The organism is Micromonospora sp. NPDC048842, from assembly GCF_040649935.1.
GTDB lineage: Bacteria > Actinomycetota > Actinomycetes > Mycobacteriales > Micromonosporaceae > Micromonospora > Micromonospora hortensis.
On record NZ_JBEZGK010000006.1, the window covers coordinates 62,816 to 89,118 of the forward strand.

23 protein-coding genes are annotated in these 26,303 nt (G+C 71.0%); 13 read left to right on the forward strand and 10 right to left on the reverse strand.

Going from position 1 to position 26,303, the window contains the following annotated elements; translation table 11 throughout:
- Positions 1 to 222: 222 nt before the first annotated feature.
- A complete protein-coding gene (locus tag AB0C19_RS10600; RefSeq protein ID WP_357182573.1) occupies positions 223 to 786 on the reverse strand; it encodes a plasmid pRiA4b ORF-3 family protein in 564 nt (187 codons plus the stop codon).
- A 150-nt stretch (positions 787 to 936) separates the two neighbouring features.
- On the opposite strand from AB0C19_RS10600, the gene AB0C19_RS10605 reads away from it, so the two are divergent.
- Positions 937 to 1,683 carry a pyrimidine reductase family protein gene (locus tag AB0C19_RS10605; RefSeq protein ID WP_357182576.1) on the forward strand — a complete coding sequence of 249 codons (747 nt, stop codon included), beginning with the start codon at positions 937 to 939 and terminating at the stop codon, positions 1,681 to 1,683.
- 3 nt (positions 1,684 to 1,686) lie between these two features.
- Here AB0C19_RS10605 and AB0C19_RS10610 read toward each other — a convergent pair whose 3' ends face one another.
- Positions 1,687 to 2,424 carry a hypothetical protein gene (locus tag AB0C19_RS10610; RefSeq protein WP_357182579.1) on the reverse strand — a complete coding sequence of 246 codons (738 nt, stop codon included), beginning with the start codon at positions 2,422 to 2,424 and terminating at the stop codon, positions 1,687 to 1,689.
- Complete coding sequence (locus tag AB0C19_RS10615) at positions 2,417 to 2,542, reverse strand: hypothetical protein (RefSeq protein ID WP_357182581.1); 126 nt, start codon at positions 2,540 to 2,542, stop codon at positions 2,417 to 2,419. Before AB0C19_RS10615 ends, AB0C19_RS10610 begins: the two co-directional genes overlap by 8 nt.
- A 234-nt stretch (positions 2,543 to 2,776) precedes the next feature.
- Here AB0C19_RS10615 and AB0C19_RS10620 point away from each other — a divergent pair, with 234 nt between their 5' ends.
- The 9 genes from AB0C19_RS10620 to AB0C19_RS10660 all read left to right on the forward strand — a co-directional run bounded on the left by AB0C19_RS10620 (position 2,777) and on the right by AB0C19_RS10660 (position 13,605).
- Complete coding sequence (locus AB0C19_RS10620) at positions 2,777 to 4,528, forward strand: ATP-binding protein (protein WP_357182584.1); 1,752 nt, start codon at positions 2,777 to 2,779, stop codon at positions 4,526 to 4,528.
- Between the two features lie 74 nt (positions 4,529 to 4,602).
- On the forward strand, positions 4,603 to 5,751 hold the full coding sequence (locus AB0C19_RS10625) for an exonuclease SbcCD subunit D (protein WP_112675573.1): 1,149 nt from the start codon (positions 4,603 to 4,605) through the stop codon (positions 5,749 to 5,751).
- The gene (locus tag AB0C19_RS10630; protein ID WP_357182588.1) at positions 5,751 to 8,225 is read left to right on the forward strand and encodes an SMC family ATPase; all 2,475 of its coding nucleotides are present in this window, start codon (positions 5,751 to 5,753) and stop codon (positions 8,223 to 8,225) included. The genes AB0C19_RS10625 and AB0C19_RS10630 overlap by 1 nt, the downstream gene beginning before the upstream one ends.
- Positions 8,188 to 9,222 carry a hypothetical protein gene (locus tag AB0C19_RS10635; RefSeq protein ID WP_357182591.1) on the forward strand — a complete coding sequence of 345 codons (1,035 nt, stop codon included), beginning with the start codon at positions 8,188 to 8,190 and terminating at the stop codon, positions 9,220 to 9,222. The genes AB0C19_RS10630 and AB0C19_RS10635 overlap by 38 nt, the downstream gene beginning before the upstream one ends.
- 18 nt (positions 9,223 to 9,240) lie before the next feature.
- Entirely contained in the window at positions 9,241 to 10,098 is an 858-nt protein-coding gene (locus AB0C19_RS10640; RefSeq protein WP_357182594.1) for a fused MFS/spermidine synthase, read from the forward strand.
- 125 nt (positions 10,099 to 10,223) lie between these two features.
- Positions 10,224 to 10,916: a sigma-70 family RNA polymerase sigma factor gene (locus AB0C19_RS10645; RefSeq protein WP_238683305.1), complete on the forward strand. Its 693-nt coding sequence runs from the start codon at positions 10,224 to 10,226 to the stop codon at positions 10,914 to 10,916.
- On the forward strand, positions 10,913 to 11,692 hold the full coding sequence (locus AB0C19_RS10650; protein WP_357182598.1) for a zf-HC2 domain-containing protein: 780 nt from the start codon (positions 10,913 to 10,915) through the stop codon (positions 11,690 to 11,692). The genes AB0C19_RS10645 and AB0C19_RS10650 overlap by 4 nt, the downstream gene beginning before the upstream one ends.
- A 205-nt stretch (positions 11,693 to 11,897) precedes the next feature.
- Positions 11,898 to 12,545, forward strand: a complete 648-nt coding sequence (locus AB0C19_RS10655; protein WP_238678867.1) for a hypothetical protein — start codon at positions 11,898 to 11,900, stop codon at positions 12,543 to 12,545.
- 139 nt (positions 12,546 to 12,684) lie between these two features.
- The gene (locus tag AB0C19_RS10660) at positions 12,685 to 13,605 is read left to right on the forward strand and encodes a DNA-3-methyladenine glycosylase 2 family protein (RefSeq protein ID WP_357182602.1); all 921 of its coding nucleotides are present in this window, start codon (positions 12,685 to 12,687) and stop codon (positions 13,603 to 13,605) included.
- A 21-nt stretch (positions 13,606 to 13,626) separates the two neighbouring features.
- On the opposite strand, the gene AB0C19_RS10665 is transcribed toward AB0C19_RS10660, so the two are convergent.
- Positions 13,627 to 14,130, reverse strand: a complete 504-nt coding sequence (locus AB0C19_RS10665) for a DUF1990 domain-containing protein (RefSeq protein WP_357182604.1) — start codon at positions 14,128 to 14,130, stop codon at positions 13,627 to 13,629.
- A gap of 103 nt (positions 14,131 to 14,233) precedes the next feature.
- Between AB0C19_RS10665 and AB0C19_RS10670 the strand changes: the two genes are divergently transcribed.
- On the forward strand, positions 14,234 to 14,728 hold the full coding sequence (locus AB0C19_RS10670; protein ID WP_357182606.1) for a GNAT family N-acetyltransferase: 495 nt from the start codon (positions 14,234 to 14,236) through the stop codon (positions 14,726 to 14,728).
- Here AB0C19_RS10670 and AB0C19_RS10675 read toward each other — a convergent pair.
- Together AB0C19_RS10675 and AB0C19_RS10680 are read right to left on the reverse strand one after the other, a co-directional pair.
- Positions 14,703 to 15,164, reverse strand: a complete 462-nt coding sequence (locus tag AB0C19_RS10675; protein WP_357182609.1) for an SRPBCC family protein — start codon at positions 15,162 to 15,164, stop codon at positions 14,703 to 14,705. The two genes, AB0C19_RS10670 and AB0C19_RS10675, sit on opposite strands and share 26 nt — an antisense overlap.
- 123 nt (positions 15,165 to 15,287) lie before the next feature.
- The gene (locus AB0C19_RS10680; protein ID WP_124858806.1) at positions 15,288 to 15,500 is read right to left on the reverse strand and encodes a hypothetical protein; all 213 of its coding nucleotides are present in this window, start codon (positions 15,498 to 15,500) and stop codon (positions 15,288 to 15,290) included.
- Positions 15,501 to 15,635: 135 nt separating this feature from the next.
- Here AB0C19_RS10680 and AB0C19_RS10685 point away from each other — a divergent pair, with 135 nt between their 5' ends.
- Together AB0C19_RS10685 and AB0C19_RS10690 are read left to right on the forward strand one after the other, a co-directional pair.
- Positions 15,636 to 16,751: an ATP-dependent DNA ligase gene (locus AB0C19_RS10685; RefSeq protein ID WP_357182613.1), complete on the forward strand. Its 1,116-nt coding sequence runs from the start codon at positions 15,636 to 15,638 to the stop codon at positions 16,749 to 16,751.
- Positions 16,752 to 16,809: 58 nt separating this feature from the next.
- Positions 16,810 to 18,381, forward strand: a complete 1,572-nt coding sequence (locus AB0C19_RS10690; RefSeq protein WP_357183131.1) for an alpha/beta hydrolase — start codon at positions 16,810 to 16,812, stop codon at positions 18,379 to 18,381.
- Here the strand turns inward: AB0C19_RS10690 and AB0C19_RS10695 are convergent.
- The 4 genes from AB0C19_RS10695 to AB0C19_RS10710 form a co-directional block, all read right to left on the reverse strand.
- Positions 18,308 to 18,820: a potassium channel family protein gene (locus AB0C19_RS10695; protein WP_357182617.1), complete on the reverse strand. Its 513-nt coding sequence runs from the start codon at positions 18,818 to 18,820 to the stop codon at positions 18,308 to 18,310. The genes AB0C19_RS10690 and AB0C19_RS10695 overlap by 74 nt on opposite strands.
- A gap of 133 nt (positions 18,821 to 18,953) precedes the next feature.
- Positions 18,954 to 19,286 (reverse strand): hypothetical protein, encoded by a 333-nt coding sequence (locus tag AB0C19_RS10700; RefSeq protein ID WP_357182620.1) that lies wholly within the window; start codon positions 19,284 to 19,286, stop codon positions 18,954 to 18,956.
- 11 nt (positions 19,287 to 19,297) lie between these two features.
- Positions 19,298 to 19,570 carry a hypothetical protein gene (locus AB0C19_RS10705; RefSeq protein ID WP_357182624.1) on the reverse strand — a complete coding sequence of 91 codons (273 nt, stop codon included), beginning with the start codon at positions 19,568 to 19,570 and terminating at the stop codon, positions 19,298 to 19,300.
- Positions 19,563 to 26,243 carry a polymorphic toxin-type HINT domain-containing protein gene (locus AB0C19_RS10710; RefSeq protein WP_357182627.1) on the reverse strand — a complete coding sequence of 2,227 codons (6,681 nt, stop codon included), beginning with the start codon at positions 26,241 to 26,243 and terminating at the stop codon, positions 19,563 to 19,565. The genes AB0C19_RS10705 and AB0C19_RS10710 overlap by 8 nt, the downstream gene beginning before the upstream one ends.
- Between the last annotated feature and the right edge of the window lie 60 nt (positions 26,244 to 26,303).

Consider the following 26,303-nt stretch of genomic DNA (forward strand, 5'->3'; position numbering starts at 1 on the left):
CCGGGAGCGCTCCCATGAGATTGCCGGCGGGTAACGGGAGTGTCAATAGGACGTTGGGAGCGTTCCCAGATCGTTACCGCTCACCACTCCCACCGCACCCACCCCAACCACACCCCCCGCCCCACCTCGGTGATCAAGAGGTTTCGGTCAGGAAAGGTGGCGTTGCTGACGCAAACTTCTTGATCAACAACACCGGGCCCCGGAGGGGCCGGGCGGGGGCGGTCAGCAGAAGTGGCGGAGGAGGGTGGTTGCGCGGGTGGGGTCGAACCGGGACGGGTCGAAGGTCGGACCCACCCAGTCGCGCAGCATCGCGTGGCGGGAACTGACGGGGTCGGCCGTGGCGTCCTGGTCGTCCAGGGCTTCCAGGAGCGACTGGTAGCCCAACGGCCCGCCGACACCCTCCGGCGGGCAGGCCCGCTCGCCGGCCAGGCAGACCGGGTACCGCTCGTCGGGGTCGGCGGTCAACGCGTCCTCCACGACCAGGTCGTGCTCCCACCAGTCGCCGAAGTCGTACGTGTAGGAGAACCGGCTGCCCTTACCGAGCACCGCGTCGAGCCGCACGTCCAGCTCGTCGTGCAACGCCAACTCCCCGTCCGGATCCGGCTCGCCGTACTGCATCGCGTCGATCTCGAACGAGTGCAGGTGGCAGTCCCGCCAACCCATCGTGTGCTGCACCACCCGGTGTAGCCGGTCCAGCGTGTAGCCGGCCGGCACGAGCACCCGGCGCCACACCGGCGGGCGGCTCCCGGCGAGGGACATCTTCAGCTGGAAGATCTGACGCGACATGCTGTCCTGTCCTCCCGCGGCTTAGGCTGCGAGCATGATCTGCCGAGCGTGCCGGGCCCGGCGACACGACGACTGCCCGGGCCGGAACTGGTGCGACTGTCAGCACCGTACCGCCGAACCCACCCCTCCGGTCACCGGTCCGGCCGGCGAATGACCGTCGGAATTCCGATCCGACGGCTCTGGCCGGAGCCGTCGACGCAGCCGCTCGACGACGCTGCGCTGACCGCCCACTACGGCCGCGCCGACGAGCCCCGACTACGGGTGAACTTCGTGGCCAGCCTGGACGGCGCGGTCACCGTGGACGGCTACTCCGCCGGCCTCTCCGGCGAGCCCGACAAGCGGGTGTTCGGCCTGCTGCGGATGACCTGCGACGCCCTGGTGGTGGCCGCCGGCACACTCCGCCACGAGGAGTACCGGGCGGTCCGGCTCAACGAGCGCCGCCGTGACTGGCGTCGCGACAACGGGCTGGCCGAGTACCCGACGCTTGTGGTCGTCTCCGGTTCGCTCGACCTGGATCCGGCGCAGGCCGCCTTCGCCGACGCGCCGACCCGCCCTGTGGTGCTCACCCATGCCGACGCCAATCCGCCGCCCGGGCTGACCGACGTCGCCGACGTGCTGCGCTGCGGCGCCGAGCGGGTCGACCTGGCCGCCGGTCTGGCCGAGCTGCACCGCCGCGGGCTCACCCAACTGCTCTGCGAGGGTGGCCCGCACCTGTTCGGCGCGCTCACCGCCGCCGACCTGGTGGACGAGCTGTGCCTCACCGTCTCGCCGCTGCTGGCCGGGCCCGGACCGGGTCGGATCACCGCTGGCGACGCCGCGCCGCCCCGGCACCTGCCACTACGCCACGTGCTCGCCGCCGAGGACGGTGTCCTCCTGCTCCGCCACGCCCGTCCATAAATATCAGTCGATGAGCACCGCTCCGGGAGCCCATGGGATCTGGTATCGCCGGCCGTCCTCGGTGCTCGCCCAGACCTGCACCTCTTCGTACGGCTCGGCGGCGACCACCTCGACCACCGCGCCCCGCGGCGCCGCGCCGAGCGGATGCGGCACGCCGTTGGCGACGACCTCGACGGTACGCCCCCGAGGCGCCTGGACCAGGACGTAGAGCCGACCGCCGGAGCGACGGGCCACGGCAACGCCCAGCCCACTGCCGGCTGATCGGACAGCCGCGCAGACCGCGTCACCGTCGACGCAGGCCAGGTCGTACGAGAGATGGTCGAGCAACCGGCGCGGTTCGCCCACGTCCGGGGCGGTCAGAACCTCGACCGCCTGTCCCCCGGCGGCCCGCTCCTCGGCGCGTGGTTCGCGCCGGACCAGCACGAGCGTCTCCGTACCGACCCTGCCGACCGCCACGACCTGCGCCTGCGTCACCGGTCGACCGTCGGGTCCGACGATCCCGGCCGGAACCTCGACAGCGGCGATCGGCCCGGTGCCCTTGTCCTCGCCACCGGCCGGCCCCAACTGCGGGAGCACAAGCGCCCCGGCGGCCACCACCACAGCCGCCGTGCCGGCGGACAGCAGCAGACGCCGACGGCGACGCGCCCGGCTTCTCGTGACGACCCGTCGGGCGAGACCGGGTGGCAGCTCCACTGTCGCGACGGCGTGGTCGAGCAGGGCGGCCACCTCGTTGTCACGCATGGTTCTCCTCCGCGAGGTCGAGGTCGAGTGGGGTAACACCGGATGCCTCCAGTCGGGCCCGCAGGCGGTGCAGACCACGGGAGGCCTGGCTCTTCACCGCGCCGAAGTCGTCATTCATCCGTGCTCCATGCCTAGGTAACGCGATCGGCGCCCAGGGGGTTGAGTCCGGTCCTCGCGCGGTGCACGCCTACACGACTCCCGCCCACCTCGTGCGCTCGGCCGAGCACTCAGCGTCATGAGTGTGACGGCGCATGGTGTCGTCCGCCGCGTCGCATGGCGACCTGTCGTACTCCTCGGGCAGGATGCAGGGCATGCGCGCCGACCGTGATGCCCGACCGACCCGAGCCGCCCGATGACCGACGCCGAGCTCGACAGCCCGGGCGCGGTGGTCGGGCGGGTGCTGGGCACCGCCGACGCCACCCCGTTGCAGTTCTGGACGGCCGTGGCGCCCGGCAGTTACCTCCAGCTCGACGACGTGGTGGTCACGCGACGGGAGCTGCCGGACCGGGAGCCGGTGACGATCGCCGGGGTGGTCACCCAGGTCCGCGCTCGGCACGAGGGCGCCCAGTTCGAGTCCGACGTGTTCGCCATCGCCGACGGCACGCTGCCCGCGCAGGTGCAGGAGGCGGCCGAGGTCACCACCACCCGGGTCGATCCCGAGCTGTACGTGCCGCCGACCCCGGGCGCGGTGGTGCACCGGGCCGAGGGGGACGCCCGGGCCCGCGCGCTGCACTTCGACCGGATGGAGCGGCGCATCCCGATGGGGATGGGTCGCGACGGGGTCCCCGTCTACCTCAACGCCGACTTTCTCGACGGCAGTCGGGGTGCGCACGTCTCCATCTCCGGCATCTCCGGGGTGGCCACCAAGACCAGCTTCGCCACCTTCCTGCTCTACTCGGTGTTCCGCTCCGGCGTGCTGGGCGGCGACGCGGTCAACGCCAAGGCGCTGATCTTCAACGTCAAGGGTGAGGATCTGCTCTTCCTGGACCACCCCAACACCCGCCTCGACGAGCCCACCCGGGCGGCGTACGCGAAGCTCGGTTTGAGCGCCGGCGCCTTCCCCGACGTGCGGGTGTACGCCCCACCCCGGGTCGGCGACTCGGCCGGCACGCCGGATGTGAGCAGCCGGCTCACCGGGGTGGATTCGTTCTACTGGACGCTGAGCGAGTTCTGCACCGACCGCCTGCTGCCGTACGTCTTCGCCGACGCCGACGACGAGCGCCAGCAGTACACGATGGTGGTCCACTCGGTGGCCGCGCACCTGGCCCGCTACGCCCAGCCGGCCGACGGTGGGGTGAGCATCGACGGGGTTCGGCTCGGCTCCTACGGCGATCTGGTCGACCACATCGTCGATCAGCTCAACGACGACGAGACCCGCTCCGACTGGGCGGGCAGCGCGGTGGGGCTGGGCACCGTCAACGCGTTCGCCCGGCGGTTGATCGGCAGCAAGAAGGACCTGGCCCGGCTGATCCGCGGCGACCTTGCCACCCGCCGCCCCCACTCGATCAACACGAGCGAGTCGGCCCAGGTCACCGTTGTCGACCTGCACAACCTTCCGGACCGCGCGCAGCGGTTCGTGGTCGGTGTGACGCTCAAGAGCGAGTTCGAGCGCAAGGAGAAGTCCGGCACCGCCAAGCCGCTGCTCTTCGTCGTCCTCGACGAGCTCAACAAGTACGCCCCCCGGGAGGGCTCCTCGCCGATCAAGGAGGTCCTGCTCGACATCGCCGAGCGGGGCCGCTCGCTCGGGGTGATCCTGATCGGCGCGCAGCAGACGGCGAGCGAGGTGGAGCGGCGGATCGTCACCAACTCGGCGATCCGGGTGGTCGGCCGGCTCGACCCGGCCGAGGCGTCCCGCCCGGAGTACGGCTTCCTGCCGCCCGCGCAGCGCCAGCGGGCGTTGCTGGCCAAGCCGGGCACCATGTTCGTCAACCAGCCGGACATCCCGGTGCCGCTCTGCCTGGAATTCCCATTCCCGGCCTGGGCCACCCGGGTCTCCGAGGCGGGCCGGGCACCATCGGAGACGCTGCGCTCGATCACCCAGTCCGCCGACCCGTTCGCCGTGGTGGGCTCCGGCGGCGGCACCGACGACGACATCCCGTTCTAGGTAGGGCCGGCACAGGTGAGCGCGAGGAGTGAGCTTGCGAGCCCCGCAGTCGCGAACGGAAGGCCAGCACAGCCATGAAGATCCTGCACACTTCCGACTGGCACGTGGGAAAGGTGCTCAAGGGGCAGTCCCGGGCCGACGAGCACAAGGCCGTGCTGGCCGGGGTGATCGAGATCGCCCGTGCCGAACAGCCGGATCTGGTGATCGTCGCCGGTGACCTCTACGACACCGCCGCGCCCAGCTCGGAGGCGACCCGTCTGGTCACCAGGGCGTTGACGGCGTTGCGGCGGACCGGCGCGGACGTGGTGGCGATCGGCGGCAACCACGACAACGGCCCGGCGCTGGACGCGCTGCGCCCATGGGCCGATGCCGCCGGCATCACGCTGCGCGGCGGAGTGCGGGAAAATCCGGACGAGCACGTCATCGACGGCACCACCGCCGGTGGCGAGCGATGGCGGCTGGCCGCGTTGCCGTTCCTGTCCCAGCGGTACGCGGTGCGCGCGTTGGAGATGTACGAGCTGACCGCCGCGGAGACCAACCAGACGTACGCCGACCACCTGGGCCGGGTGCTGGGGCGACTGACCGAGGGTTTCACCGAACCGGACCGGGTGCACCTGGTCACCGCGCATCTGACGGTGACCGGCGCGGCCACCGGCGGTGGCGAGCGCGACGCGCACACCGTGTTGGGCTACGCCGTTCCCGCCACCGTCTTCCCGGCCACCGCGCACTACGTGGCGCTGGGTCACCTGCACCGGGCGCAGCGGGTCGCCGGCCCCTGCCCGGTGCGGTACAGCGGCAGCCCGCTCGCTGTGGACTTCGGTGAGCAGGAGAACATCCCCTCGGTGACGATGGTCGAGGTGACGGCCAGCACCGCCGCCCGGGTGCGGGAGGTGCCGGTGACGGCGGCGAGTGCGCTGCGCACGGTGCGGGGCACCCTGGCCCAGCTCGCCGAGATCGAGGCACCGGACGCGTGGCTGCGGGTGTATGTGCGGGAGCAACCCCGCGCCGGCCTGCGCGAGGAGATCCAGGAGCTGCTCCCCCGGGCCCTGGAGATCCGGATCGACCCGGAGCTGTTGGCAGCGCCGGGCAGCGGCGCGCGCATCGCCCAGCGGTCGGGGCGTTCACCCCGGGAGTTGTTCGCCGACTACCTGGACAGCCGGGGCCACGCCGACGAGGGTGTCCGGGAGCTCTTCGACGAGCTTTTCGAGGAGGTCGAGCACTGATGCGTCCGATGCGGTTGGACATGGCCGGGTTCACGGTCTTCCGGGACGAGACCACAGTCGACTTCACCGACGCCGACTTCTTCGCGCTGATCGGCCCGACCGGTTCGGGCAAGTCGACAGTGCTGGACGCGATCTGCTTCGCCCTCTACGGCATGGTGCCCCGCTGGGGTGGCGCCCGAGGGTTGGCGAACGCGCTCGCGCCGTCGGCGACCGAGGCGCGGGTGCGGTTGGTCTTCGAGTCCGGCGGCGCCCGGTACGTGGCGACCCGGGTGGTCCGCCGGGACGGCCGGGGCAACGTGAAGACCGCGAACGCCGGGTTGCAGCTGATGCCGGCCGGCTTCGACGTGACCAAACTGGACACCGGGTTGAGCCCGGACGATCTCGGCGAGGTGGTGGCCGGCACCCCCGCCGAGATGGAGCAGGCGGTGCTGGAGGCGGTCGGGCTGCCGTACGAGCAGTTCACCAGCTGTGTGGTGCTGCCACAGGGGCAGTTCGCCGACTTCCTGCACGCCAAGCCGGCGACGCGGCAACAGATCCTGGTCAACCTGCTCGGCCTCGGCGTCTACGAGGACGTGCAGAAGAAGGCGACGGCGCGCGCCGCGCAGGCGGAGGCCCGGCTGGAGGCGGTCGATCAGGTGCTCGCCGGGTTGACCGGCGTGGACGACGAGGCGTTGGCCGAGGCCGACGCCCGGGTGGAGCGGATGGCCGAGCTGGCGGCCGCAGTGGCCGAGGCGGTGCCGGAGCTGGCTGCGGCCCGGGTCACCGCACGGGGGGCCGCGGCGGCGCTGACCGCGCTGGACGACGAGCTGACAGTGCTGACCGGGGTACGCGCGCCGGCTGGGGTGACCGCTGTCGCTCGCGCGGTCGCGGCGGCGCGGGCCGACGCCGAGGCGGCTGCGGCCGGGGTGTCGCTGGCCGAGGAGCGGGAGGACAAGCTGCGCGGTGAGCTGGCCGCCGCCGGTGACGAGAGCGCGCTGCGGCTGCAACTGCGGGCGTACGACGATCGGGATCGGTTGTCCGGCGAGGCCGACACGGTCCGGGCGACGGTGCGCGCGGCGAATGACGAGCATGCCGCCGCGGTGGCGGCGTTGGCCGCCGCACGGGTGGTCGCCGAGCGGGCCGACACCGAGCTGGAGGCGGCCTTCCGGGCGCACGAGGAGGCGAAGGCCACCGACCTGGCGGTGAGTCTGCGGGTGCACCTGCATGTCGGTGCGGCGTGCCCGGTGTGCGAGCAGCCGGTGGCCGAGGTGCCGGCGGTGCCCGCCGATTCGGCGGTGGCCGCCGCGACGGCGGCGGGCAAGGCCGCGCGGGCCGCGACAAAGGCCGCGCAGGCGACGGTGCAGCAGCGGGACACGGCGGCGCGGGAGCTGGAGCGGCTGCTGGTGCAGGCGCGAGCCCGGCAGGAGCATTTGGAGGCCCGGCTGGCCGAGTTGGACGGGCAGCTCTCGGGTGCGGCCGAGCCGGCCGTGTTGAGCCGGGAGTTGGCCGAGCACGCCCGGTTGCGGGGCGCGCTGGAGGAGGCGGCGACAGCGGTCCGGGCCGGCCGCGAGACCGCTCGACAGGCCCGGGCCGCTGTGGACGCCGCCGAGGAGCGGCTGCGGTCGGCGTGGCGGGCCTTTGACGCCGCCCGTGACGGGTTGGCCCGGTTCGGCCCACCGGCGACCGACCGGGACGACGTGGCTGCCGCGTGGGGGGCGCTGACCGAGTGGGCTACCACCGAGGCGGAGCGCCGCCGCGCCGAGCGGGCCGGTCGGGCCGCCGCCGTGGCGGAGGCCGAGTCGGTGGCCGACGGGGTTCAGCTGGCCATCGCGGGCATCTTCGCCGCCGCCGAGGTGCCGGTCGGGGACGACCCGGTGCACGCGGCGACGGTGGCGGTGGAGCGGGCCGACGCCGACCGGCGGCGGCTGCACGAGCGTCGCGAGCAGGCCGGGACGTTGCGCGAGCAGCGGGCGGGGCACGAGCGGGAGGCGCAGGTGGCGCGCGCGCTCGCCGGGCACCTGCGGGCCAACAACTTCGAGCGGTGGTTGCTGGCCGAGGCGCTGGACCTGCTGGTCGACGGCGCGTCGGGGATCCTGCGCGAGTTGTCTTCCGGGCAGTACGAGCTGGTGCACGACAAGGGCGAGTTCGTGGTGGTCGACCACCACGACGCGGGGCTGCGTCGCGGCGTGCGCACCCTCTCCGGGGGTGAGACGTTCCAGGCGTCGCTGGCACTGGCGTTGGCGCTCTCCGAGCAGTTGGCGGGGATGTCCACCACGGCGGCGAGCCTGGAGTCGATCGTCCTGGACGAGGGTTTCGGCACGCTCGACGCCGCCACCCTGGACACGGTGGCCGCGACACTGGAAAACCTGGCGGCCCGGGGCGATCGGATGGTCGGCGTGGTCACCCACGTGCCGGCGTTGGCCGAGCGGATCCCGGTCCGCTTCGAGGTGCGCAAGGATGCTCGGTCCGCGCGCGTGGAGCGGACGGGCCGGTGAGCGCGAGGAGTGCAGCGCGGATGGGACGGTCCGGCCGGTGAGTGACGCCGCGTTCTTCGTGGATTCGTGGGATCCGGCGTACGGGGCGTCGTTCGAGGCGTCCGCCGCCGGGCCGGCCGCGCCGAGCAGCGCCCAGGTCGACGCGGATGTGGAGTTGCCCGCCGTGGACTGGCGGGCCATCGGGGTACGCCCGGGGGTGCGGGCGCCCGACGTGGTGTTGCTGGTCGACGGGGTTCGCCGCATCGACGCGAGCATCTGGACGGCGGAGACCGACGGCCTGTCGTTCCCCGGGTTGGCCGCCTCGTACGCGGCCGGCGTGGTCCGGTGTGACCTGGGGCGGGGTGCGGCGCAGTTGGCGGGCACACGGGTTGCTCGGGGCCTGTTCACGGCGAGCCCGTCGGCGCAGGATGTGGTGGCGGGTGCGATCCGTTACCCGGTGCACCGGGTGGGTGGCACCGGTGAGCTGGCGAAACTGCCGGCCGCCGTTCAGGGCCCGCTGACCGCGTTGGAGGTGGCGGTGTCCGACGCCGCCCGGGTCGACGGTGACCTGTTGGTGGTGGACGGCCCGCTGCGCAGTCGTCGGCAGTTGCCGCGCACCCTGGGCTACATCAAGACGCAGCACAGTCAGTACCTGGATGCCCGGCTGACCGCTGTGGTGACGGGTATGGCGTCGGGTGAGCGCTCCCCGGTGTTCCGGCTCGGCACCGCCTGGGGTGGTTGGTCGTGGTATTTGCGGCTGCCGGTGGCGATCGGCGCGCCGTGGGCGGGCGTCGTTCGGGTGGAGTGCTCTGCCGACCTGCCCGTCGAGGCGGCGATCGAGCTGGCCGACCTGTCGCTGGTTACCCTGCCGCGTTTCGCTTCCACCCCGTACAAGGATCCGCGGGCCCCGCAGAACCTGATCCCGATCGCCGGCCTGGAGCGCCGGCTGCGGGCCCTGCTCGGCGATTCCCGGCTGCTGCACCGTGCGTTGACCGCCGCGGCCCGCGCCGCCCGATGAGCGCGGATACTGGTTCCGGTGGGGCGTAAACGGGCTGGTGACCGGGTGGTCGAGCAGGTGGACACCGGGCTGGCGGAGCTGGTGCCTGATCCGGACCGGGCCGGCTCGTGGACGCTGCTGCTGGACGGCGCGCCGCAGTCGCACGTCGACCTGACCGACCCCACCCACCTCGAGTTCGAGTACGTGCGACGGTTGGCCGCCGCCGTGGATCTGATCGCGCCGGCCGGTGCGCCGCTACGCGTGCTGCATCTGGGTGGCGGCGCGCTGACCCTGCCCCGGTACGTCTCCGCCACCCGACCCGGATCTACCCAGCGGGTGTCCGAGGTGGACGGTGCGCTGGTGGAGCTGGTCCGTCGGGCGTTGCCGTGGCCGTCCGACGCCCGGTTGCGGGTCCGGGTGGAGGACGCCCGGGCGGTGCTGGCGTCCACCCGGGAGGCCAGCTACGACGTGGTGGTGGCCGACGTGTTCGCCGGTGCGCGTACGCCGGCCCACCTCACGTCGGTGGAGTACGCGGCCGAGGTGGCAAGGGTGCTCCGCCCCGCTGGTTGGTACCTGGCGAACCTGGCCGACGGCCCGCCGCTGCGGCACGCCCGTGGGCAGGTCGCCACCGTCCGTTCGGTGCTGCCGCAGGCATGTCTGGTCGGGGACGCGGCGGTGCTGCGTGGGCGCCGGTACGGCAATCTGGTGCTGGTCGCCGGGCGGTCCACACCGCCGGTGCCGGCGCTGACCAGACGCGCTGCCGGCGACTGGTTCCCCGGCCGGGTGGTGGCCGGCGACGACCTGGACCGCTTCGTCGGTGGCGCGCAGGTGGTGCGGGACGCCGACGCGACCGGCTCCGATCCGCCACCGCCGGGGCTGTTCTCGGTGCGCCGCTGACCGTCCACTCGGCAGCGGCGGGGAAGTTTTTTGGTCGTTTGTTGATCCGCTGGGGCCGGCGCTGCGTACCACCGGGCGGCCCACCTCGTGGGCCGGCGTTGGTCACGGACATCCCGGAGGTCTGCATGCACGCGGTGGCGGCCGGTTGGCATGGCGACGCGGTACGCGCTGACTGGTTGTCGGCGCGACCCTCGTCACGGTCAACCTCGTCTGCCCGGGGGGTCGACTCGCGGGCGACGCCTCGCCAGAATGGTCCGGTGACGCCGCGACCGGCGCCCGGGCGCCATCAGGCGACGACAACCGAGGCCAGCCACTCCGACCAGTTGATCCGTCAGCTCTATGCCGAGCACGCCGGCCCGTTGCTGATGTTCGTCATGCGCCTCACCGGTGGGGACCGGCAGCGCGCGGAGGACATCGTCCAGGAGACGCTGCTGCGGGCCTGGCGCAACGCGCACCGCCTGGGCACCCAGGGGCAGGGTTCGCTGCGGCCGTGGTTGGTCACCGTGGCCCGCCGCATCGCCATCGACGAGCACCGCAGCCAGGAGGCCCGGCCGCCGGAGACGTACGACCGGGACCTCACCGCGTTCGCCGAGGCGGACAGCACCGACCGGGTGCTGCGGACCATGACGGTGGCGGACGCGCTGCGTACGCTCAGTCAGTCGCACCGGGAGATCCTGATCTCGACGTACTTCCGGGGGCGGACGGTGCCGGAGGCCGCCGAGGAGTTGGGCCTGCCGCTCGGCACCGCCAAGTCGAGGGTCTACTACGCGCTGCGCGCGCTGCGCACGGCTCTGCAGGAGCGGGGGGTGACAGAATGAGCCGGCCGGACCACATGGACGTCGCGGCGTACGCGCTCGGTGTGCTCGACGAGCAGGACACTGAGCGGTTCGAGGAGCATCTCGCCACCTGCTGGGCGTGCGCGGCCGAGTTGGAGACGATGGTGCCGGTGGTCGGGCTGCTGTCCGACATCGACGGCGAGACGATGATGGCGCTGGAGCAGACGGCGACCGACCCGGCCCTGCTGGACCGGACGCTCGGCGCGGTCCGGGCCGACCGGCGGCGTACCCGGTTTCGTCACATGCTCGCGACGGCCGCCGCTGTGGTGGTCTTCGGCGGTCTGACCGGGTACGGCTTCGTCAGCGTGACCGGCAACGACCAACCGCCGGGGGTGCTCGCCGAGTCGACGCCGAGCGCGCCCGCCCCGCCGACGAGCGTGCCGACGGCCGCGCCGAGCGGCCCGGGTGTGGGCGGCACCGAGGTGGAGGGCGACCAGGTCGAGGCGACCGACCCGACCACCGGTGTGCAGACCACCATGTTCCTGGTGACCAAGGACTACGGCACCCGGATCAATTTCAGCCTGCGGAAGCTGCCCGGCCCACGTATCTGCCGACTGGTGGTGGTGCGCAAGAACGCCACCACCGAGGTCATCTCGACCTGGTCGGTGCCGGAGGGCGGCTATGGCACCAACACCCGGCCGCAGGGTCTCGAACTGAGCGCCTCTACGTCGGCTCTGCCGAAGGACATCAAGCAGCTCCAGGTGCAGTCGGTGGATGCCAACGGCGTGGCGAGTCCGCTGGTCACCGTACCCATGTAAGCGCGCTTACCGCATCGGCGCCGGTCATTGTCACAATGGCCGGCGCCGATCCGTCGTTGAGGCGGAGGGTCCCCTCGCGGGGGCGTACGCATGGTGGCCCGAAACGGTTCAATCGGTTTACGTGAAATTGACCACTGTTACTACTTCAACCTTGACAGCCCTCCCGCCGTACCTATGGGTGAACTGTCAAGAATGAGGAGGGCACGTGGCACAGATGAAGCGGACCGTCATCGTCGCGAGCGCGATGGTCGCACTAACGGCCTGCGCTCCCGCGGGTTACGACGGGGCGAACTCGAGCGCGGCCGAGCCGGTCGCCGTCGCCGCGGCCGAGCCCACCGCGACGGTTGAACCTGAGGCCTCGGCTTCCCCGGAGGCGCCCGCCGCCGACGCCCCGCCCGCGGACGTCGACCTGACGGAGAAGTTGGTCGGTAAGAGTGTCGCCCGGATGGGCAAGGTGGTCACCGACCAGGACGGCTGGATCCTGTACCGCTTCGACAAGGACACCGCCGACCCGCCGTCGTCGAACTGCGTCGACAAGTGCGCCGAGGTGTGGCCCCCGGCACTGACCGACGGCAACCCGGAGCTCACCGGCGTCTCCGACGACAAGGTCGGCAGCGTGACCCGGCAGGACGGCACCCGTCAGCTCACCATCGCCGGCTGGCCGGTCTACCGCTACATCGGTGACAAGAAGCCCGGCCAGTGGAAGGGCCAGGCTGTCGGTGGCACCTGGTTCGTGGTCCAGCCGGACGGCAAGAAGAACCTGAGCTGCCTGCCCAAGGGCACGCCCAAGGCTGTCGCACCGCCGGCGGACAGCGGCTCGAACGACGCCGGCGGCTCGGGCTACTCGTACTGAGCCTGGTCGCCAACGAGGGCACGGTGGTCGGTCGTCGCCGGGGAGGGCGCGACCGGCCACCGCCGTGTCCGGGGTGGGTTCTCCGGCCAGACCGGTACGGCGGTCGCCAGCACCCACCCTGACCTGGCAGAGTGGCGGGGTGACCGCTACCGAACCCGCCGCGACCAGGGTGCTGCGCCCACCGGTCGGCTATCGGCTGACCGCCTCGGTCCGCGCGCTCACCTTCAGCCCGTACGACCCGTGCGCCCGGGTGGCTGCCGGCACCTTCTGGTGGGCCACCCGCACCCCGGATGGTCCGGCCACGCTCGCGCTGCGACCGGCCGGCGGCGAGTTGCTCGCCGAGGGGTACGGGCCCGGCGCGGAGCACGTCCTCGCCCGCGCCGACGCGATCGCCGGGCTGCGTGACGACCTGACCGGCTTCACCGAACTGGCAGCGGCGCACCCGCTGGTCGCACGGCTGGCCCGGGAGCACCGGGGCCTCCGGATGCCCGCCACCGGGGAGGTCTTCCCCCGACTTCTGCGCGCGGTCTTCGAGCAGAAGGTCACCGGCAAGGAGGCCTACCGGGCGTACTCGGCGATGGTGCGGCACTTCCGGGAGCCGGCTCCCGGCCCGTTGCAGCCGCTGCTCCTGCCGCCCGAGTCAGCCACAGTGGCCGCGGCCCCGTACTGGGTGTTCCACCCGTTCGGGGTGGAGCAGCGCAGAGCTGACACGCTCCGTCGCGCCGCGGCGCTCGCCGACCGGCTGGAGCGCAGCACCGACTCCGCCGACGCCACCCGCCGGCTGACCGCGATCCCCGGCATCGGCCCGTGGACGGCCGCGGAGGTGGTGCGGATCGCGTACGGCGACCCGGACGCTGTCAGCGTCGGCGACTACCACATCCCGAACACCGTGGCCTGGGCGCTCGCCAGCGAACCGAGGGGCGACGACGCCCGGATGATGGCCCTGCTGGAGCCGTTCCGGGGTCACCGGGGCCGGGTGTGTCTGCTGCTGGAGGCGGCCGGCATCCGGGCACCGAAGTACGGCCCGCGCGCCCCGATCCGCTCGTTCGCCCGATTCTGAGTCGCTCCGGCGCCAGGGTGTTCAGCGACCCACGCAGAGCCGGCGCAGGGTACGGCCGAGCCACCAGGCGTACGTGTGCTGCACCGCCCGAACCGCAGGGCCTCCGGCGCGGGTGAACCAGCGGTCCGGAAGGCTGAACGCGCGGACCTCGAACCAGACCGCGCCGGCGTCGTCGCGGACGACCTCGAACGCCTCCTCGCCCCGCTCCGGATGGCCGTGCAGGGTGCCGTAGCCGAAACCGGCGAGCGTGGGCGAGTCCGCGCTCCAGACCACCTGGCACGGCCCCCAGACGCGGGCCGGGCCGACGCCTAGGCCGGAGGTCACCAGCGCACCGGTGATGGCCCGCGGCGAATCGGTGCGGATCCGGACGCCGGCGGCGCGGTGCAGCCGCCAGCTCAGCACCGCGTCGGCGGCGGTCTCGAAGCAGCCGCCGGGCAACGGATACCGGTGGCGCAGGTGGTGGTACCCGCCGGGCAGCGGCCCGTGCCGGGTCGACCCCACCTCCGGGTACGTCAGCTCGGCCACCGTTGCCCCCTCGACCTCGACCTCGACCGGACACGGGTCAGGGTACGGCCGGCGCGGTCGGGCCGCCCGTCGATGGCACCGGCGGCTGTGGTGTGCTGCCCCGATGAACGCCGAGGCGAGCATCGTTCCGGCCGGTGTCGTGGACGCCGGCGAGATCCTCACCGTGCAGCGCGCCGCGTACCTGAGCGAGGCGCAGCACTACGCCGATCCGTTCCTGCCTCCGCTGACCGAGACGTTGGACGAGGTAGTGACGGTGCTGACCGGCCCGAGCATCGTGCTCGTCGCCCGGTTGGGGCACCGGCTGGTCGGCTCGGTGCGGGCCCACCTGGACGGGGACACCGCGCACGTCGGCCGCCTCTCGGTCGCCCCGGACCAGCAGGGGCGGGGTGTCGGGGCGCAACTGCTCACCGCCGTCGAGCGGGCCTGCGCCGGCCGGGCGGCCCGCTTCACCCTGTTCACCGGCGCGGACAGCGCACGCAACCTGCGGTTATACCAGCGGCACGGCTACCGGATCGTGGCGCACCGCCCGGACCCGAACGGCATCTCGTTGGCCGTGCTGGAGAAGCCGGCCGTCAGCTCCGCTCGCAGCGACGCCTGAGCCCGTCGGCCTCCATCCGCACGTAGCGGCGGAACAGCCCGCCGTAGAGCCAGCCGATCAGGCCGGCCAGCGGGCCGGACTGGTTGATGACCAACTCGACGCGGGTACGCCCGTCGGGCAGCGGCAGCAGCCGGTGCTCCCCCGTGGTCCGCACGCCCGGCGCCTCGGAGGCCCAGACGAACTCCCGCCCCTCGGTCAGCTCGGTGACCCGCCAGAGGGCCGGCCGCAGCTTCGGCTGGGTCAGTCGTGCTGTCGCGCCGACGTCCAGCGGCCCCGGCTCCCCCCGCTCGGCCCGGGTCACCGAGTCCGTCCACTCGGGCCAGCGGGGTACGTCGACAAGCACCGCCCAGACCTGCTCGGCATCCGCGGCGATCTCGGTATCGGCCTCGAACCGCATGGTGTTCCCCTCCCCGGCGGCGCCGCTCGGCACCGCCACGGGTGCAGACGAGGCCGCCGGGAGCATTGTGACAGCGACGTTCAACGCCGTCCGTCCCTCCTCAGTGGAGGTACTCGGGCCCGGCGCCGGGCAGTTCCCGGCCGCACCCCGCGGCCGCGCGGATCAGGCGGCCTCGCGCAGGTCGGCCAGGGTGAGCGGGGTACGCCGACGCAACAGCTCCTCCAGCTCGGGCACCGAGCCGACCTCGCCGAGCACGTTCCGGCCGCCGCCGAACCGCTCCGGGTAGCGGCGGGTCAGCCGGAACCGGTAGCGGCCCCGGATCAGCTCGACGCTCACCCGCCACCGCCCGCAGCAGTCACAGACCCACTCGGACACCTCGCGAAAGTAGCTCTGACCTGGGGTTATTCGATTCGCCCGGTGGGGACGAGCGACGCGTAGGGGGACACGCCGCCCCGCCATCCACGGTGATCTGCCTCACGACTGTCGGCACCGTCTGATTGACTGGTCGGCGTGGACCTGCCGATCAACCCGCCGGTCGAGCCGATGCTGGCCAAGAGCGTTCCCAAGCTGCCCACCACGCCCGGGGTGACCTACGAGCCCAAGTGGGACGGGTTCCGGTGCATCGTGTTCCGCGACGGCGACGAGGTCGAGTTGTCCAGCCGGGGCGGCAAGTCGATGACCCGCTACTTCCCCGAGGTGGTCGAGCAGGCCCGCCGGCAGTTGCCGGAGCGCTGCGCTGTCGACGGGGAGTTGATCGTGATTCGGCGCGACGGGCCGAGCGGCCAGCCCCGGCTGGATTTCGAGCTGCTGGCCCAGCGCGTCCACCCGGCCGCGTCCCGGGTGAAGATGCTGGCCGAGACCACCCCGGCCGACTTCGTCGCGTTCGACCTGCTGGCGATCGGTGACGAGGCACTGCTCGACCAGCCCTACCCGCGCCGCCGGGAGCGGCTGGTCGAGGCGCTGGCCGGGGTGCGCCCGCCGGTGCACGTCACCCAGGTCACCACCGACCCGGACACCGCGCGCCGCTGGTTCGACGTCTTCGAGGGCGCCGGCCTGGACGGTTTGATCGTCAAGCCGGCCGACCTGCCGTACGAGCCGGGCAAGCGACTGATGTTCAAGGTCAAGCATGCCCGCACCGCGGACGCGGTGGTGGCCGGCTTCCGCTGGCACAAGTCCGGCCCGGTGGTGGGCTCACTGCTGCTCGGCCTGTACGACGACGCCGCGGTCCTGCACCACGTGGGCGTGAGCGCGTCGTTCAGCATGGCCCGCCGCGCCGAGCTGCTCGACGAGCTGGCGCCCTATCGGGACATTGGCGGCGAGCACCCGTGGGTGCACGGCGACCACGAGCGCGGCCAGCGCATCCCGGGTGGGGTCAGCCGGTGGACCGGCACCAAGAACCTGGAGTGGGAGCCGGTGCGCCCCGAGTTGGTGGTCGAGGTGGGCTACGACGCCATGGAGGGCGAACGGTTCCGGCACACCGCGCAGTTCGTTCGGTGGCGGCCGGACCGCGACCCCCGATCCTGCCGCTACGACCAGCTTGAGCGGCCGATCCGCTTCGACGTGGACCAGGTGCTGCGCGGCGATCCGACGGCCACCGTGGACCGAGCCGCCACCGGCTCGGCGTAGCCTGGCCGTCGACCCGATTCCGGAGGACCACGTGACCCGCACCGCCGACCAGCCTCGGATGGCGTCCAGCCGCCGGGTCCGTCGCACTCTGGCCGCCTTCGTCGTCGCCGCGCTGCTGACCGCCGGCTGCACGCTGCCGGCGTTCGCGCCGCGCACCGAGGTGGAGGGCGCGGCAGCCCCGACCGGCAGCGCACCGAACTGGAAGCCCTGCCCGGAGGTGCCCGACGAGTTGGTCGGGCGGGGCGCACCGAACATGCGCTACGAGTGCACCCGGATCGCGGTGCCCCGTGACTGGGGCACCGGCGGCGGGGCGAGCGCCGGCCCGGGCGCCGGGCAGACCTTCGAGATCGCCCTGCTGCGCGCCCGGTCCACCAAGCAGCGCGACCGGGTGGGCTCGTTGGTGATCAACCCGGGTGGTCCGGGTGGGTCCGGTGTCGACACCGCCGTCTACCTCTCCTTCGGCCCCCAGTTCGGCGGGCTGCCCGCCTCGATCACCGAGCGCTTCGACATCGTCGGCTTCGACCCGCGTGGGGTCTCCCGGTCCAGCCCGGTCAAGTGCATCTCCGACGCCGACCTGGACGCCAGCTTCGGTTTCGACCCGGACCCGGCGAGCCAGTCGGCATTCGACGGCTTCGTCGGCCTGAGCCAGCGGATCGGGCGCGGCTGCGGCGACCGCTACGGCGACCAGTTGCCGCTGTACGGCACCGAGCAGGCCGCCCGCGACATGGACGCGGTACGCGCCGCAGTGGGCGACGACAAGCTGACCTACCTCGGCTACTCGTACGGCACCCTGCTCGGTGCCACGTACGCCCAGCTCTACCCGCAGCGGGTGCGGGCGCTGGTGCTCGACGGCGCCGTCGACCCGCAGCAGCGGCTGGTCGAGGGCTCGGAAAGCCAGGCCCGCGGCTTCGAACGGGCCTTCACCAACTTCACCCGCTGGTGCGCGGCGAACGCCGGCCGCTGCCCGATCGCCCCGGACGCCCGCGCCGCCGTCACCTCGGCCATCGACAAGGCCAAGGTCTCCCCGGTACGCGGCGACGACGGGCGGGAGGCCACCGCCGGCTGGGTGTTCTACGCCGTCATCTCCTCGCTCTACACCGAATCCGGCTGGCAGGAGCTGGCCCAGGCGATCGACAAGCTGGCCGAGGGCGACCCGAAGGACGTGTTCCGACTCGCCGACGCGTACGCCGGCCGGGAGGACAACGGGCACTACTCGAACCTGTTCGACGCCAACCTGGCCATCAACTGCGCCGACGAGACGGAGAAGCCGAGCCGGCAGCAGATCCGGCAGTTGCAGTCCGAGTGGCGCGGGAAATACCCGCTGTTCGGGCCGGCGTTGGCGGTGGGCATGCTGAGCTGCGTCGAGTGGCCGGGCGGGCGGGACCCGTACCCGACCGGCAAGGCGAACGGCGCGCCGCCGATCGTGGTGGTCGGCACCACCGGCGACCCGGCGACACCGTACGAGCAGACCCCACGGCTCGCCTCGATGCTGGGCGTCGGTCGGGTGCTCACCTGGGAGGGCGAGGGACACACCGCCTACCCACAGACCTCCTGCATCACCAACGCCGTCGACGCGTACCTGATCGACCTGACCGTGCCACCGGAGGGGCAGCGCTGCCCGGCCCGCTGACCGGCTGGGTCGGCGGCAGTGGGGGCAGAGCGATCCCCTGCCGGGCGGCCAACTCCTCCAGCAGCGCCCGCATCCGGCGCACGTCGGCCTTGAGCTGCTCCTGCTCCTCATGCTCGAAGGCGTTGTCGTCGACGATCAGCCGGCTCGCGAAGTGCGCGGTGATCAGCGGGATGACCAGCAGGACCATTGTCGAGATGAGCAGCGCCGCCAACGTCCGGCCGGCCCAGGTGGTCGGCGAGATGTCGCCGTACCCGACGGTGGAGGCGGTCACCACCGCCCACCAGACGGCATCGGCCGGGCTGCGCTGCTCGACCTCCCCGTAGATGAAACCGGCCACCACGATCATCAGCAGGTACGAGGTGATCAGCGTGCGGGGCGAGTTGGCGAACCACACCAAAGCCCGGTATATCCACCGGAACGGCAGCAGCAGGAGCTCCATGCCGCCCCATGCTGCCCGTCGCCAGCAAGTTGCGCCGGCCCATCTGCCGCAAACTACCGACACCTGGCTTCTTCCACAGTGGACCTCACGCGGTTGAACGCCTTATCACACCCACGACATGAGATCTCAATGTCTACGTGACAAGACCACGTTCATCATCCACTTTTGCGATGCCGACATAGAACGCCGCGGCCATTGCCGAAAATTCGTTCGGATACGCCGCCATGCGTCGTCGCCCCTCCGTTGACCGCAACCAGGAGATGAGCCGGTCAAGGTACCCCTCGATCGGCCCCTCCCAGTCCGTGAAGTGATCATCCCGCAGGAGCGCCTCCAAGAATGCGAGGAAATCAGCCTCGGACGTCACCGTCTCGCTCAGCCGATCGAACTCGCCAGCAGCCTGCCCGGTCGACCCGAGGAAGTGGTCGATTTCCGAATTTCGTGAATCAGCGCCCAAGGCCCTGATCACCTCCGTTGACTCTACTCGTAGTTCCGTCCGACCCACAGCCAGCCAGCAGTGACAGGAAAACGATCAAGATCATCATATTCATCGTCGAGCATGTCTCGGATAGCTCTGGCGATAGATCCGAGATAGTCCCCTACATTTCGGTTCTCCCACTTCTCCCGCTGTTCCACCAGATCACTCCGTAATGCCACCACGAACTCAATCAGATCGTCGTGCGAGCGCACAGTCTCATCAAGGCCTACGTTCTCGCCCGATGCGTCCAAGAAAAAGCGGTCTACGTCATGCATCCCATCCCAATCTTTTGTGCCATGTCCGCTGCCACTTCGGATTTTTGGTCGAAGATTTGAGCGTGATCCGGTTACCACCATCGATCTCTGTGTTCTTTTTCCACTTCTTCTTCGGGTCGAATCGATCTTTGAAGACCTCACGCCCGGTCGCCCTTTTAGTCCTGATCGGTTTGTTGGCGATCTGATACGCCAGCAGGCGCCGGTTGTCGAGCGTGTACATCTTGCCATTCTCCTCGAAGACGCGAATGGCCGGGATGTTGAGGTTTTTGCCGCGCTTGAGATCCTCGGCCAGCTCGAGCAGTGTTCCCGGGCGATCACTGAACTGGTTTGAGGCCGAGTCCTGGGTGAAATGGATATCCCTCGCGTCCAGCTCACAGATCTCATCCGGACCGCCCTGATTGTGAACGAGGACGTCGGTGTCGCCGACCAGGACGTGATAGGTGTGGATGTCGTCGACAGTGAGGTTGTGCACCGTCGCGACCGCGCCATAGGCGACGACCGCGATGACGCTGACCCGAGCACCGTCCGGGCTCAGTAGCAGGTCACCCTGCCTCAGGTGCTCGGCGCGCAGCCATTCCTGCTGATTGCTGACCCAGAACGGGTGACCGTCGGTGGCGGTCACCGTGCCGTCGGCCATGCCGTCACTGTCGGAGTCGATGCTGATGTCGACCAGCGTTTTCTGCCCGCCGCCGGTGATCAGCGCGGTGACCGGCCGGGCGCCGCCCTTACCGGTCTCCGGGTCCGCCGCCCACACGACGTCGTCGAGGCGAATCTCCTCGATGGCCTTGTAGCTGCCGTCCGCCATCAGGACCTGGGTGCCGGGAAGGAAGCTGTTGCAGCCGCGGGGCGCTTTCCCCTTCACAGCCTTCTTGACCGCGCCGGCGCCACGAGCAGCTGTCTTCGCCTGCCGGACTCCCGGGACCATCGACGCGATACCCATGGCGCAGCCCGCAGTGTCGCCACCCGCGCAGGTCTTCGCGGTGTCGATCGCGCCTGCCACCGCCGACACGGCGGCGGCAGCGGCCGCCACCACCTGGGCCGGTGGTGGCAGTACCGCCGCCACCATGGCTATCCCGCCCGCGACCGCGGAGATCGTGCCCGCGTTGTTGACCACGGTCTTGACCGCCGACTTGGCAGCGCCGGCGACCGCGTTGCCGGCCCGGCTGGCGGCGCTCTTGATCTTTCCGAAGAAGAGGCCGTCCGGGTCGGCGAAGGTGACCGGGTTGTTGTTCGCGTACGCGAACGGGTGCATCCGCTGCGGGTCGTACTCGTCAGTCTCCGGGTCGACGGAGATGAACGCTCCGAGCGCCGCGTCGTAGAAGCGGGCACCCAACAGCGACAGGCCGGTCGGATCGCTGATGCCGCCGACGAAGCCCCGCTGGCCGGAGGGCCAGGTGCCGCCGGTGCCACCCGATCGGGCGTTCCCGAACGGGTCGGAGTATCGGACCGTGTCCACCCGGGTGACCGAGTTGACCGACCAGTGTGCCGAGTCGTGCTGGTCGGCGGCGAGCCAGGTCAGGTCCTTGGGGCCGGTCGCGGTGGACGCGGCCCGAGAGGCGACCGTGTCGCCGGCGTGCTCGTAGTACCGGGTCGCCGTGGTGTCCTGACCTTGGACGACCAGTTCCTGCCCGGCGACGAAGACGGTGGCCTGACCGTTCGGGTCGATCCGGGCGATCCGGTTGCCATCGGCGTCGTAGACCATCCGGGTCGTACCGCCCGGTCCGGTGATCTTCTGGAGTTTGCCCTGGGGGTTCCACTCCAGGTTCTCGGTGACCCCGTCGACCTTGCGGTAGGTGAGGTTGCCCGTGGCATCCCAGTCGTAGTGGTCCACCCGGCTGCCGGTGGTCACGGTCCGAACCGCGTGTGGCTGGGCGGCGTCGGCCGCGGCGTACCCGTAGTCGGAGGCGACACCGGTACGACGGTCGGTGACCGACTTGCGGGAACCGTCCGCGTGGTAGGCGTACGCCTTCCAGTACGGCGACTTACCGCCGATGCCGCCCGCGCTCGGATCCGCGGCACAGGCGGTGGCCGCCTGCGTCCACGCCTGGGTGAGCCGCCTCAACTGGTCGTACTGGAAGCACTGGACGTCACTGTCGCCAGGTCGAGGTTTGTCGTCGTTGTCGAGCGGCGTGTTCGCCATCGACAGGACGTTGCCCTCGGCGTCGTAGTCGTAGGAGAGGGCGGCGACGTTGTTGACCGACGCGTCCCGGTCGAAGTAGAACTCCTTGAGCCGACGGGTCGGGTCGTCGTAGACGTAGGTCTGGTACGCCTGCGGCTTGTTGTCGACCCCGAGGACGCGCTTCAGCACCTCGCCATAGGGCGAGTGGGTTGCGGCGTCGACGTAGACGGTGTTGGTTCCCGACGGGTACGACGTGCCCACGAGCCGGGTGACGTTGCCCAGGTCGTCGTATGTGCGGGCGATGACCTCCCGCTCCAGGGCACCGACCTTGGGAACGCTCATCCGGTCGGGCGATCCGTCTGCCTTGTAGGTGTACGTCGAGACGTACGTCCCGGCCGCCGTCCCCAGACCCGGCATCGCCGGGATGCGCGCCTCCTCGTCGGCGACCTGGTAGGCGTCGCTGTACTCGACGATCTCCCGGACGAACTGCTGTCCGTCGACTGTCGACACCTGCTTGGACAGGTGCCCCTTCGCCACAGTGTCGTACGCCCACTCGGCGGCGAGCTGGCCGTTCACCAGGCGCTTCTTCTGCCGTCCGAGGACGTCGTACTCGGTGGAGACCACGTCGTCGAGGTCGTTCTTCGAGGACGTGACGTCGTCGTTGTTGTCGTAGGTGAGGGTCGTCTCGCCCTTGTCCGGGTCGAGCGTGCGCACCTCCCGGCCGCGCAGGTCGTACCCGTACTGCCAGACCTTGCCGGTCGGGCCGGTCACTGTCGCCAGGTCGCCGCGCGGGGTGTACGTGTACTTCGTGGCGTCGTACCCGCCGCTCGGGGTGAGCCCGTGGAACTGCCGGAGCTCCGTGGTCCGGTCGTGGACGTCGCTGATGGTCGCGGTCGCCGTGCCGCCCCGCGGCGGGGTGACAGCCACCTGCCAGCCGTCCGGGTTGCCGCCGTAGCTGGTGACCGTCGCCCACAACTGGCTGTGGCCCGACCAGGTCCCCTCGTTGACGACCCGTCCGACGGCGTCATGACTCAGGACCGTGCGGACACGGTCCTCGCCCGGGTTCAGTTGCAGCAGCTCGTCAGCCGGTGCGCCGGTGACGTACGCCGGACCTGCACGATGCGCCTCCAGGCCCCGGTCGTTGTAACCGGTCGACTCGACCAGGCGCTGCCCAGCGAGGGATGCCTCCTGCGTCTGGACCGGCCGGTACAGCGAGTCGAAGAGCCCGATCTCGGATATGTAGGTCTCGTTGGGTCCGAGTCGCTTGGTGGTGACGGCGAGCGGCCCGTCGGCACGTACCCGGTAGCCGAACTCCAGGTTCGGTGTCTTGGTCGCCTTGGCCCGGCCCGGCAGCCACACCTTGGTGAGCCGCCCCAACGGGTCGTGTGCCAGGTCGGTGCGCTTGTCGTTGGCGTCCACCACCGACGTCGGCTCGGCCCAGGCCGGCTGTTGGGTGGTGGTCGTCTTGTGTTGGAGCGGGTTGAGGGTGACCGTCTGGGTGACCGGCCCCGGGCCCGCGGGTGTGTACGTGGTGGTGGTGACCCCACCCCGGGCGTCCGTCGCACTTCCGATCCGCCCGAGCGCGTCGTAGCTGCTCCGGGAGGTGGTGACGTAGACGGGTCCGCCGTTCCAGGTGTCGAGGGTGTCCTCGCGGGTCACCAGGCCCTTGCTGGGGGCGGAGCCGTGAGTGTCCGAGCCGTCGTGGTAGGTCTTCACGTCGGAGATGACGTCCGCCGGGCGGGTCACCGTCCCGCCGCACTCCTTGGTGACCGTCTCCACCCGGGACACTGCCGCCCGGATCCACGCGGTGCCGTTCTTGGCGTACGTGGTCGTGCTGCAGGTCTCGTCACCGGTACGGTCAATGTCCCCCAGATCGGACACCTCCTCCGGTTGCCCGTCCTTCGTGTCATAGGTGGTGCGGGTCTCCGTCCGCGCCCACTTGTTCGGCGCGAGCAACTTGCGGGTCTTCTCCACCGACGGGCCGGTGAGGTACGCCCGGTCGGTACCACCGGAGTGACTGCGCGCGGCCGTCTGGCGGGTCCAGTACTGCGTGGTGGACGCCTCGACGACGGTCGACCCGTCGAGGGTCGCCTCCTCGAGTGGAGAACCGGCCAGCGCCGCGTGGTCCGAGAACGCGTTGGTCTCGGAGTCGGAAACCTGTACGTTGCGCCGGCCACCGCCTGGCAGCGGCTGGTCGTGCAGGCCCCGGTAGAACCGCTTCTGGGTGGTCAGCGGTACGCCCCGACCCGGCTCGCCGACCTTGGTGACGACCTGGGAGTAGCCGCGCCACTGCCCGTACGTGCGGTGCTTCTTCTTGGTGAACTCGCCGTCGTCGTAGCCCCAGAGGACGGTCGTGCCACCCCCAGCGGTGCTGTACTCGTACCGCGTCGTGATCGCCGGCTGATCGGCGGTGCGGTCGATCTCGGAGATCTCGGTGACGACGTACTTGTGGAACCAGTCGCGCTTCGGATCCGTGTAGCCATCCGGGGTCCAGTACACGGGGTAACAGAGCCGTGAGTTGGTCTCCGGTGAGCCCGGCAGGTCGTTCAGGTCGCAGTCAGCGTCGGAGTAGGTGACGTGAATGTCGGCACCCGACTCGGTGCGGATGTTCTGGATCCGCCACCGAGAGAACAGGGGCGCCCCAGCCAGAACATTGGCGCGGTTGACCATCTCCACACCGGTGAACCGCACCGGCGGGTCGGTGACCGTGCCACCAACGTGCCCGGCGTGCACGATCTCCTTGAGCCACAACGACGCCGAACCGGCCACCTTCGGCGCCTTGAACTCATGGCCCAGGCTCCACGACTCGACGTCGGTGAAGGCACTGCCGTCACGTACCTGGGTGGTGATCTTCGTGAGTCGCTTGGTGCTGAAGAAGACCGGTGCCAGCTTGTCGGTGCAGGGCGCCGCGTCGCATTCCTTGTCCCACGGCACGTCCGGCCAGTTCGCCTTGACCGGCTTGCCATCCTTGTGGCACTCGGTCACCAGGCACCGGTCGGCGACGCTGAACACCACCCGCCCGGTGGCCGCGACGCTCGAATGGTTGGCGTGCAGCCCGTAGTCGATCCGCGTCAGGTATCCGCCCCGGGTGAACGACTGCCGGTTGTCCTTGTCGTCAGCCGCGCCGTAGTGACCGGTCTCGCCCTGGTAGTAGTAGCGGACCGTGTTGCCGTGCACGTCCACGGTCTTGTCGAGCATCCAGCGCCACGCCTGCTTGCAGGACGAGTCCTTGAAGGCGGTGGCGTGGCACTCCTCGTTGGAGTGGTTGCCGAAGACGGGGATCGTCCACCGCGAATCGGTCGCGGCGGCCTCGCCCGCGAAGAAGTAGCGGGTGCCGTCGGGCGTGGTGACCGTCCACCGCTCGGTCGTGGCGTTACCCGACGTCGCCGGACTGCCGTCCAACTGGATCCGCCAGTTGCTGTCGCTCTGGGCCCGCCAGACGCCCGTGGCGTCATCCTTGATCAGGGACGTGTTGGCGCCGTTGAGCGAGACCGTGACGTTCGGCGAGTCACCCTTCCAGCACTGGTCGTTGGTCTTCTTGTCCTTGTTGTTCGGATCCTTGCCGGCGACGGCGTCGCGGTCGTCCGTGCAGGTGGCGTAGGTACGCTCGATGAAGCCCGGCGCGTAGTCCCACCCGTCGCCGACCCACGACGCCTGATTGTTGGCGCCGGCCATCCGCCCGTCGACCACCTGTGACGAGTAGTCCAACGACATCTCCGGCAGCGGACCCTCCGCCGGCGGCAGGCGCAGCGGGTTCGAGTAGGAGAACGCTCCGGAGCTGTCTCCCGCAGTCCAGGATCCCGACGCCTTCAGGTCGGTAGCCTTGTAGTCGCCCTCCTCGGAGGACTCCTCGGCGGTGATGGCGAAGACCATCGGCGCCGCACCGGAGAGGTCGACAGTGGTCGACAACGTGCTGGTGGCCGGGTCGTTGGTCGCGTCGACCCGATCGGTCTCCTGGCACTCCGACCGCTGGGGGGTCGTCGCCGCGCAGGCCGGCAGCCGTTTGAGGGTCAGCCGCTCACCCCAACCCGCGCCGTAGAGCTGCCGGATCTCGGCGTAGTCGAAGGCCGCGTCGACCGTCCCGGCGTCGCCGTTCACCACTACCACCGGGCCGCTGACCCCGAGTCGGCGGGAGTGCTGCTCGTTCAGGAGTTCCACGCGCGCCTGGGTGGGGACACGCTTGCCGGTGACGGCCGAGGCCGTCACCGGCAGGCCACCGGCGAGCCCTCGCACCGCCGACGCCGACTGCCGATCGCCATCGAGCTGCCGCTCCCGCCGCGTCTCGGCGACCGCCAGCGTGGCCCCTCCCGCCTTCGGCCAGGTCGCGTGCTTCGGCCCCGCCCACCTGCCGCCGTCGTCCGGAAGCGGGGTCCGGTCGACCGGCACCCGGCGGACGGATTCCGCCTTGGTCGCCTTGACGGCGCGGTCGCCGGAAGGCACCTGGGATGCCTGAGCGGCTTGGGGCACTGTGAGAGTCGACGCCACCAGCACCGCGATGCTGCTCAGGGCGATTAACCGTCGGGGGCGGGAAAGGAGAGCGGGGGTACGCGACATGGCCTCTTCCTGACGGGTGAGAGGAGGAAAGGGAGGTTGGCAGGTGCGGCGAAGCCTGCG

Excerpts from the sequence above, each read along its gene's own strand:
- AB0C19_RS10705 (WP_357182624.1), bottom strand. The coding sequence starts at position 19,570 with ATGCATGACGTAGACCGCTTTTTCTTGGACGCATCGGGCGAGAACGTA.
- AB0C19_RS10625 (WP_112675573.1), top strand. The coding sequence starts at position 4,603 with ATGAAGATCCTGCACACTTCCGACTGGCACGTGGGAAAGGTGCTCAAG.
- AB0C19_RS10610 (WP_357182579.1), bottom strand. The coding sequence starts at position 2,424 with ATGCGTGACAACGAGGTGGCCGCCCTGCTCGACCACGCCGTCGCGACA.
- AB0C19_RS10645 (WP_238683305.1), top strand. The coding sequence starts at position 10,224 with ATGCACGCGGTGGCGGCCGGTTGGCATGGCGACGCGGTACGCGCTGAC.
- AB0C19_RS10635 (WP_357182591.1), top strand. The coding sequence starts at position 8,188 with ATGCTCGGTCCGCGCGCGTGGAGCGGACGGGCCGGTGAGCGCGAGGAG.
- AB0C19_RS10620 (WP_357182584.1), top strand. The coding sequence starts at position 2,777 with ATGACCGACGCCGAGCTCGACAGCCCGGGCGCGGTGGTCGGGCGGGTG.
- AB0C19_RS10615 (WP_357182581.1), bottom strand. The coding sequence starts at position 2,542 with ATGAATGACGACTTCGGCGCGGTGAAGAGCCAGGCCTCCCGTGGTCTG.
- AB0C19_RS10600 (WP_357182573.1), bottom strand. The coding sequence starts at position 786 with ATGTCGCGTCAGATCTTCCAGCTGAAGATGTCCCTCGCCGGGAGCCGC.
- AB0C19_RS10605 (WP_357182576.1), top strand. The coding sequence starts at position 937 with ATGACCGTCGGAATTCCGATCCGACGGCTCTGGCCGGAGCCGTCGACG.
- AB0C19_RS10670 (WP_357182606.1), top strand. The coding sequence starts at position 14,234 with ATGAACGCCGAGGCGAGCATCGTTCCGGCCGGTGTCGTGGACGCCGGC.
- AB0C19_RS10690 (WP_357183131.1), top strand. The coding sequence starts at position 16,810 with ATGGCGTCCAGCCGCCGGGTCCGTCGCACTCTGGCCGCCTTCGTCGTC.
- AB0C19_RS10695 (WP_357182617.1), bottom strand. The coding sequence starts at position 18,820 with ATGGAGCTCCTGCTGCTGCCGTTCCGGTGGATATACCGGGCTTTGGTG.
- AB0C19_RS10710 (WP_357182627.1), bottom strand. The coding sequence starts at position 26,243 with ATGTCGCGTACCCCCGCTCTCCTTTCCCGCCCCCGACGGTTAATCGCC.
- AB0C19_RS10630 (WP_357182588.1), top strand. The coding sequence starts at position 5,751 with ATGCGTCCGATGCGGTTGGACATGGCCGGGTTCACGGTCTTCCGGGAC.
- AB0C19_RS10650 (WP_357182598.1), top strand. The coding sequence starts at position 10,913 with ATGAGCCGGCCGGACCACATGGACGTCGCGGCGTACGCGCTCGGTGTG.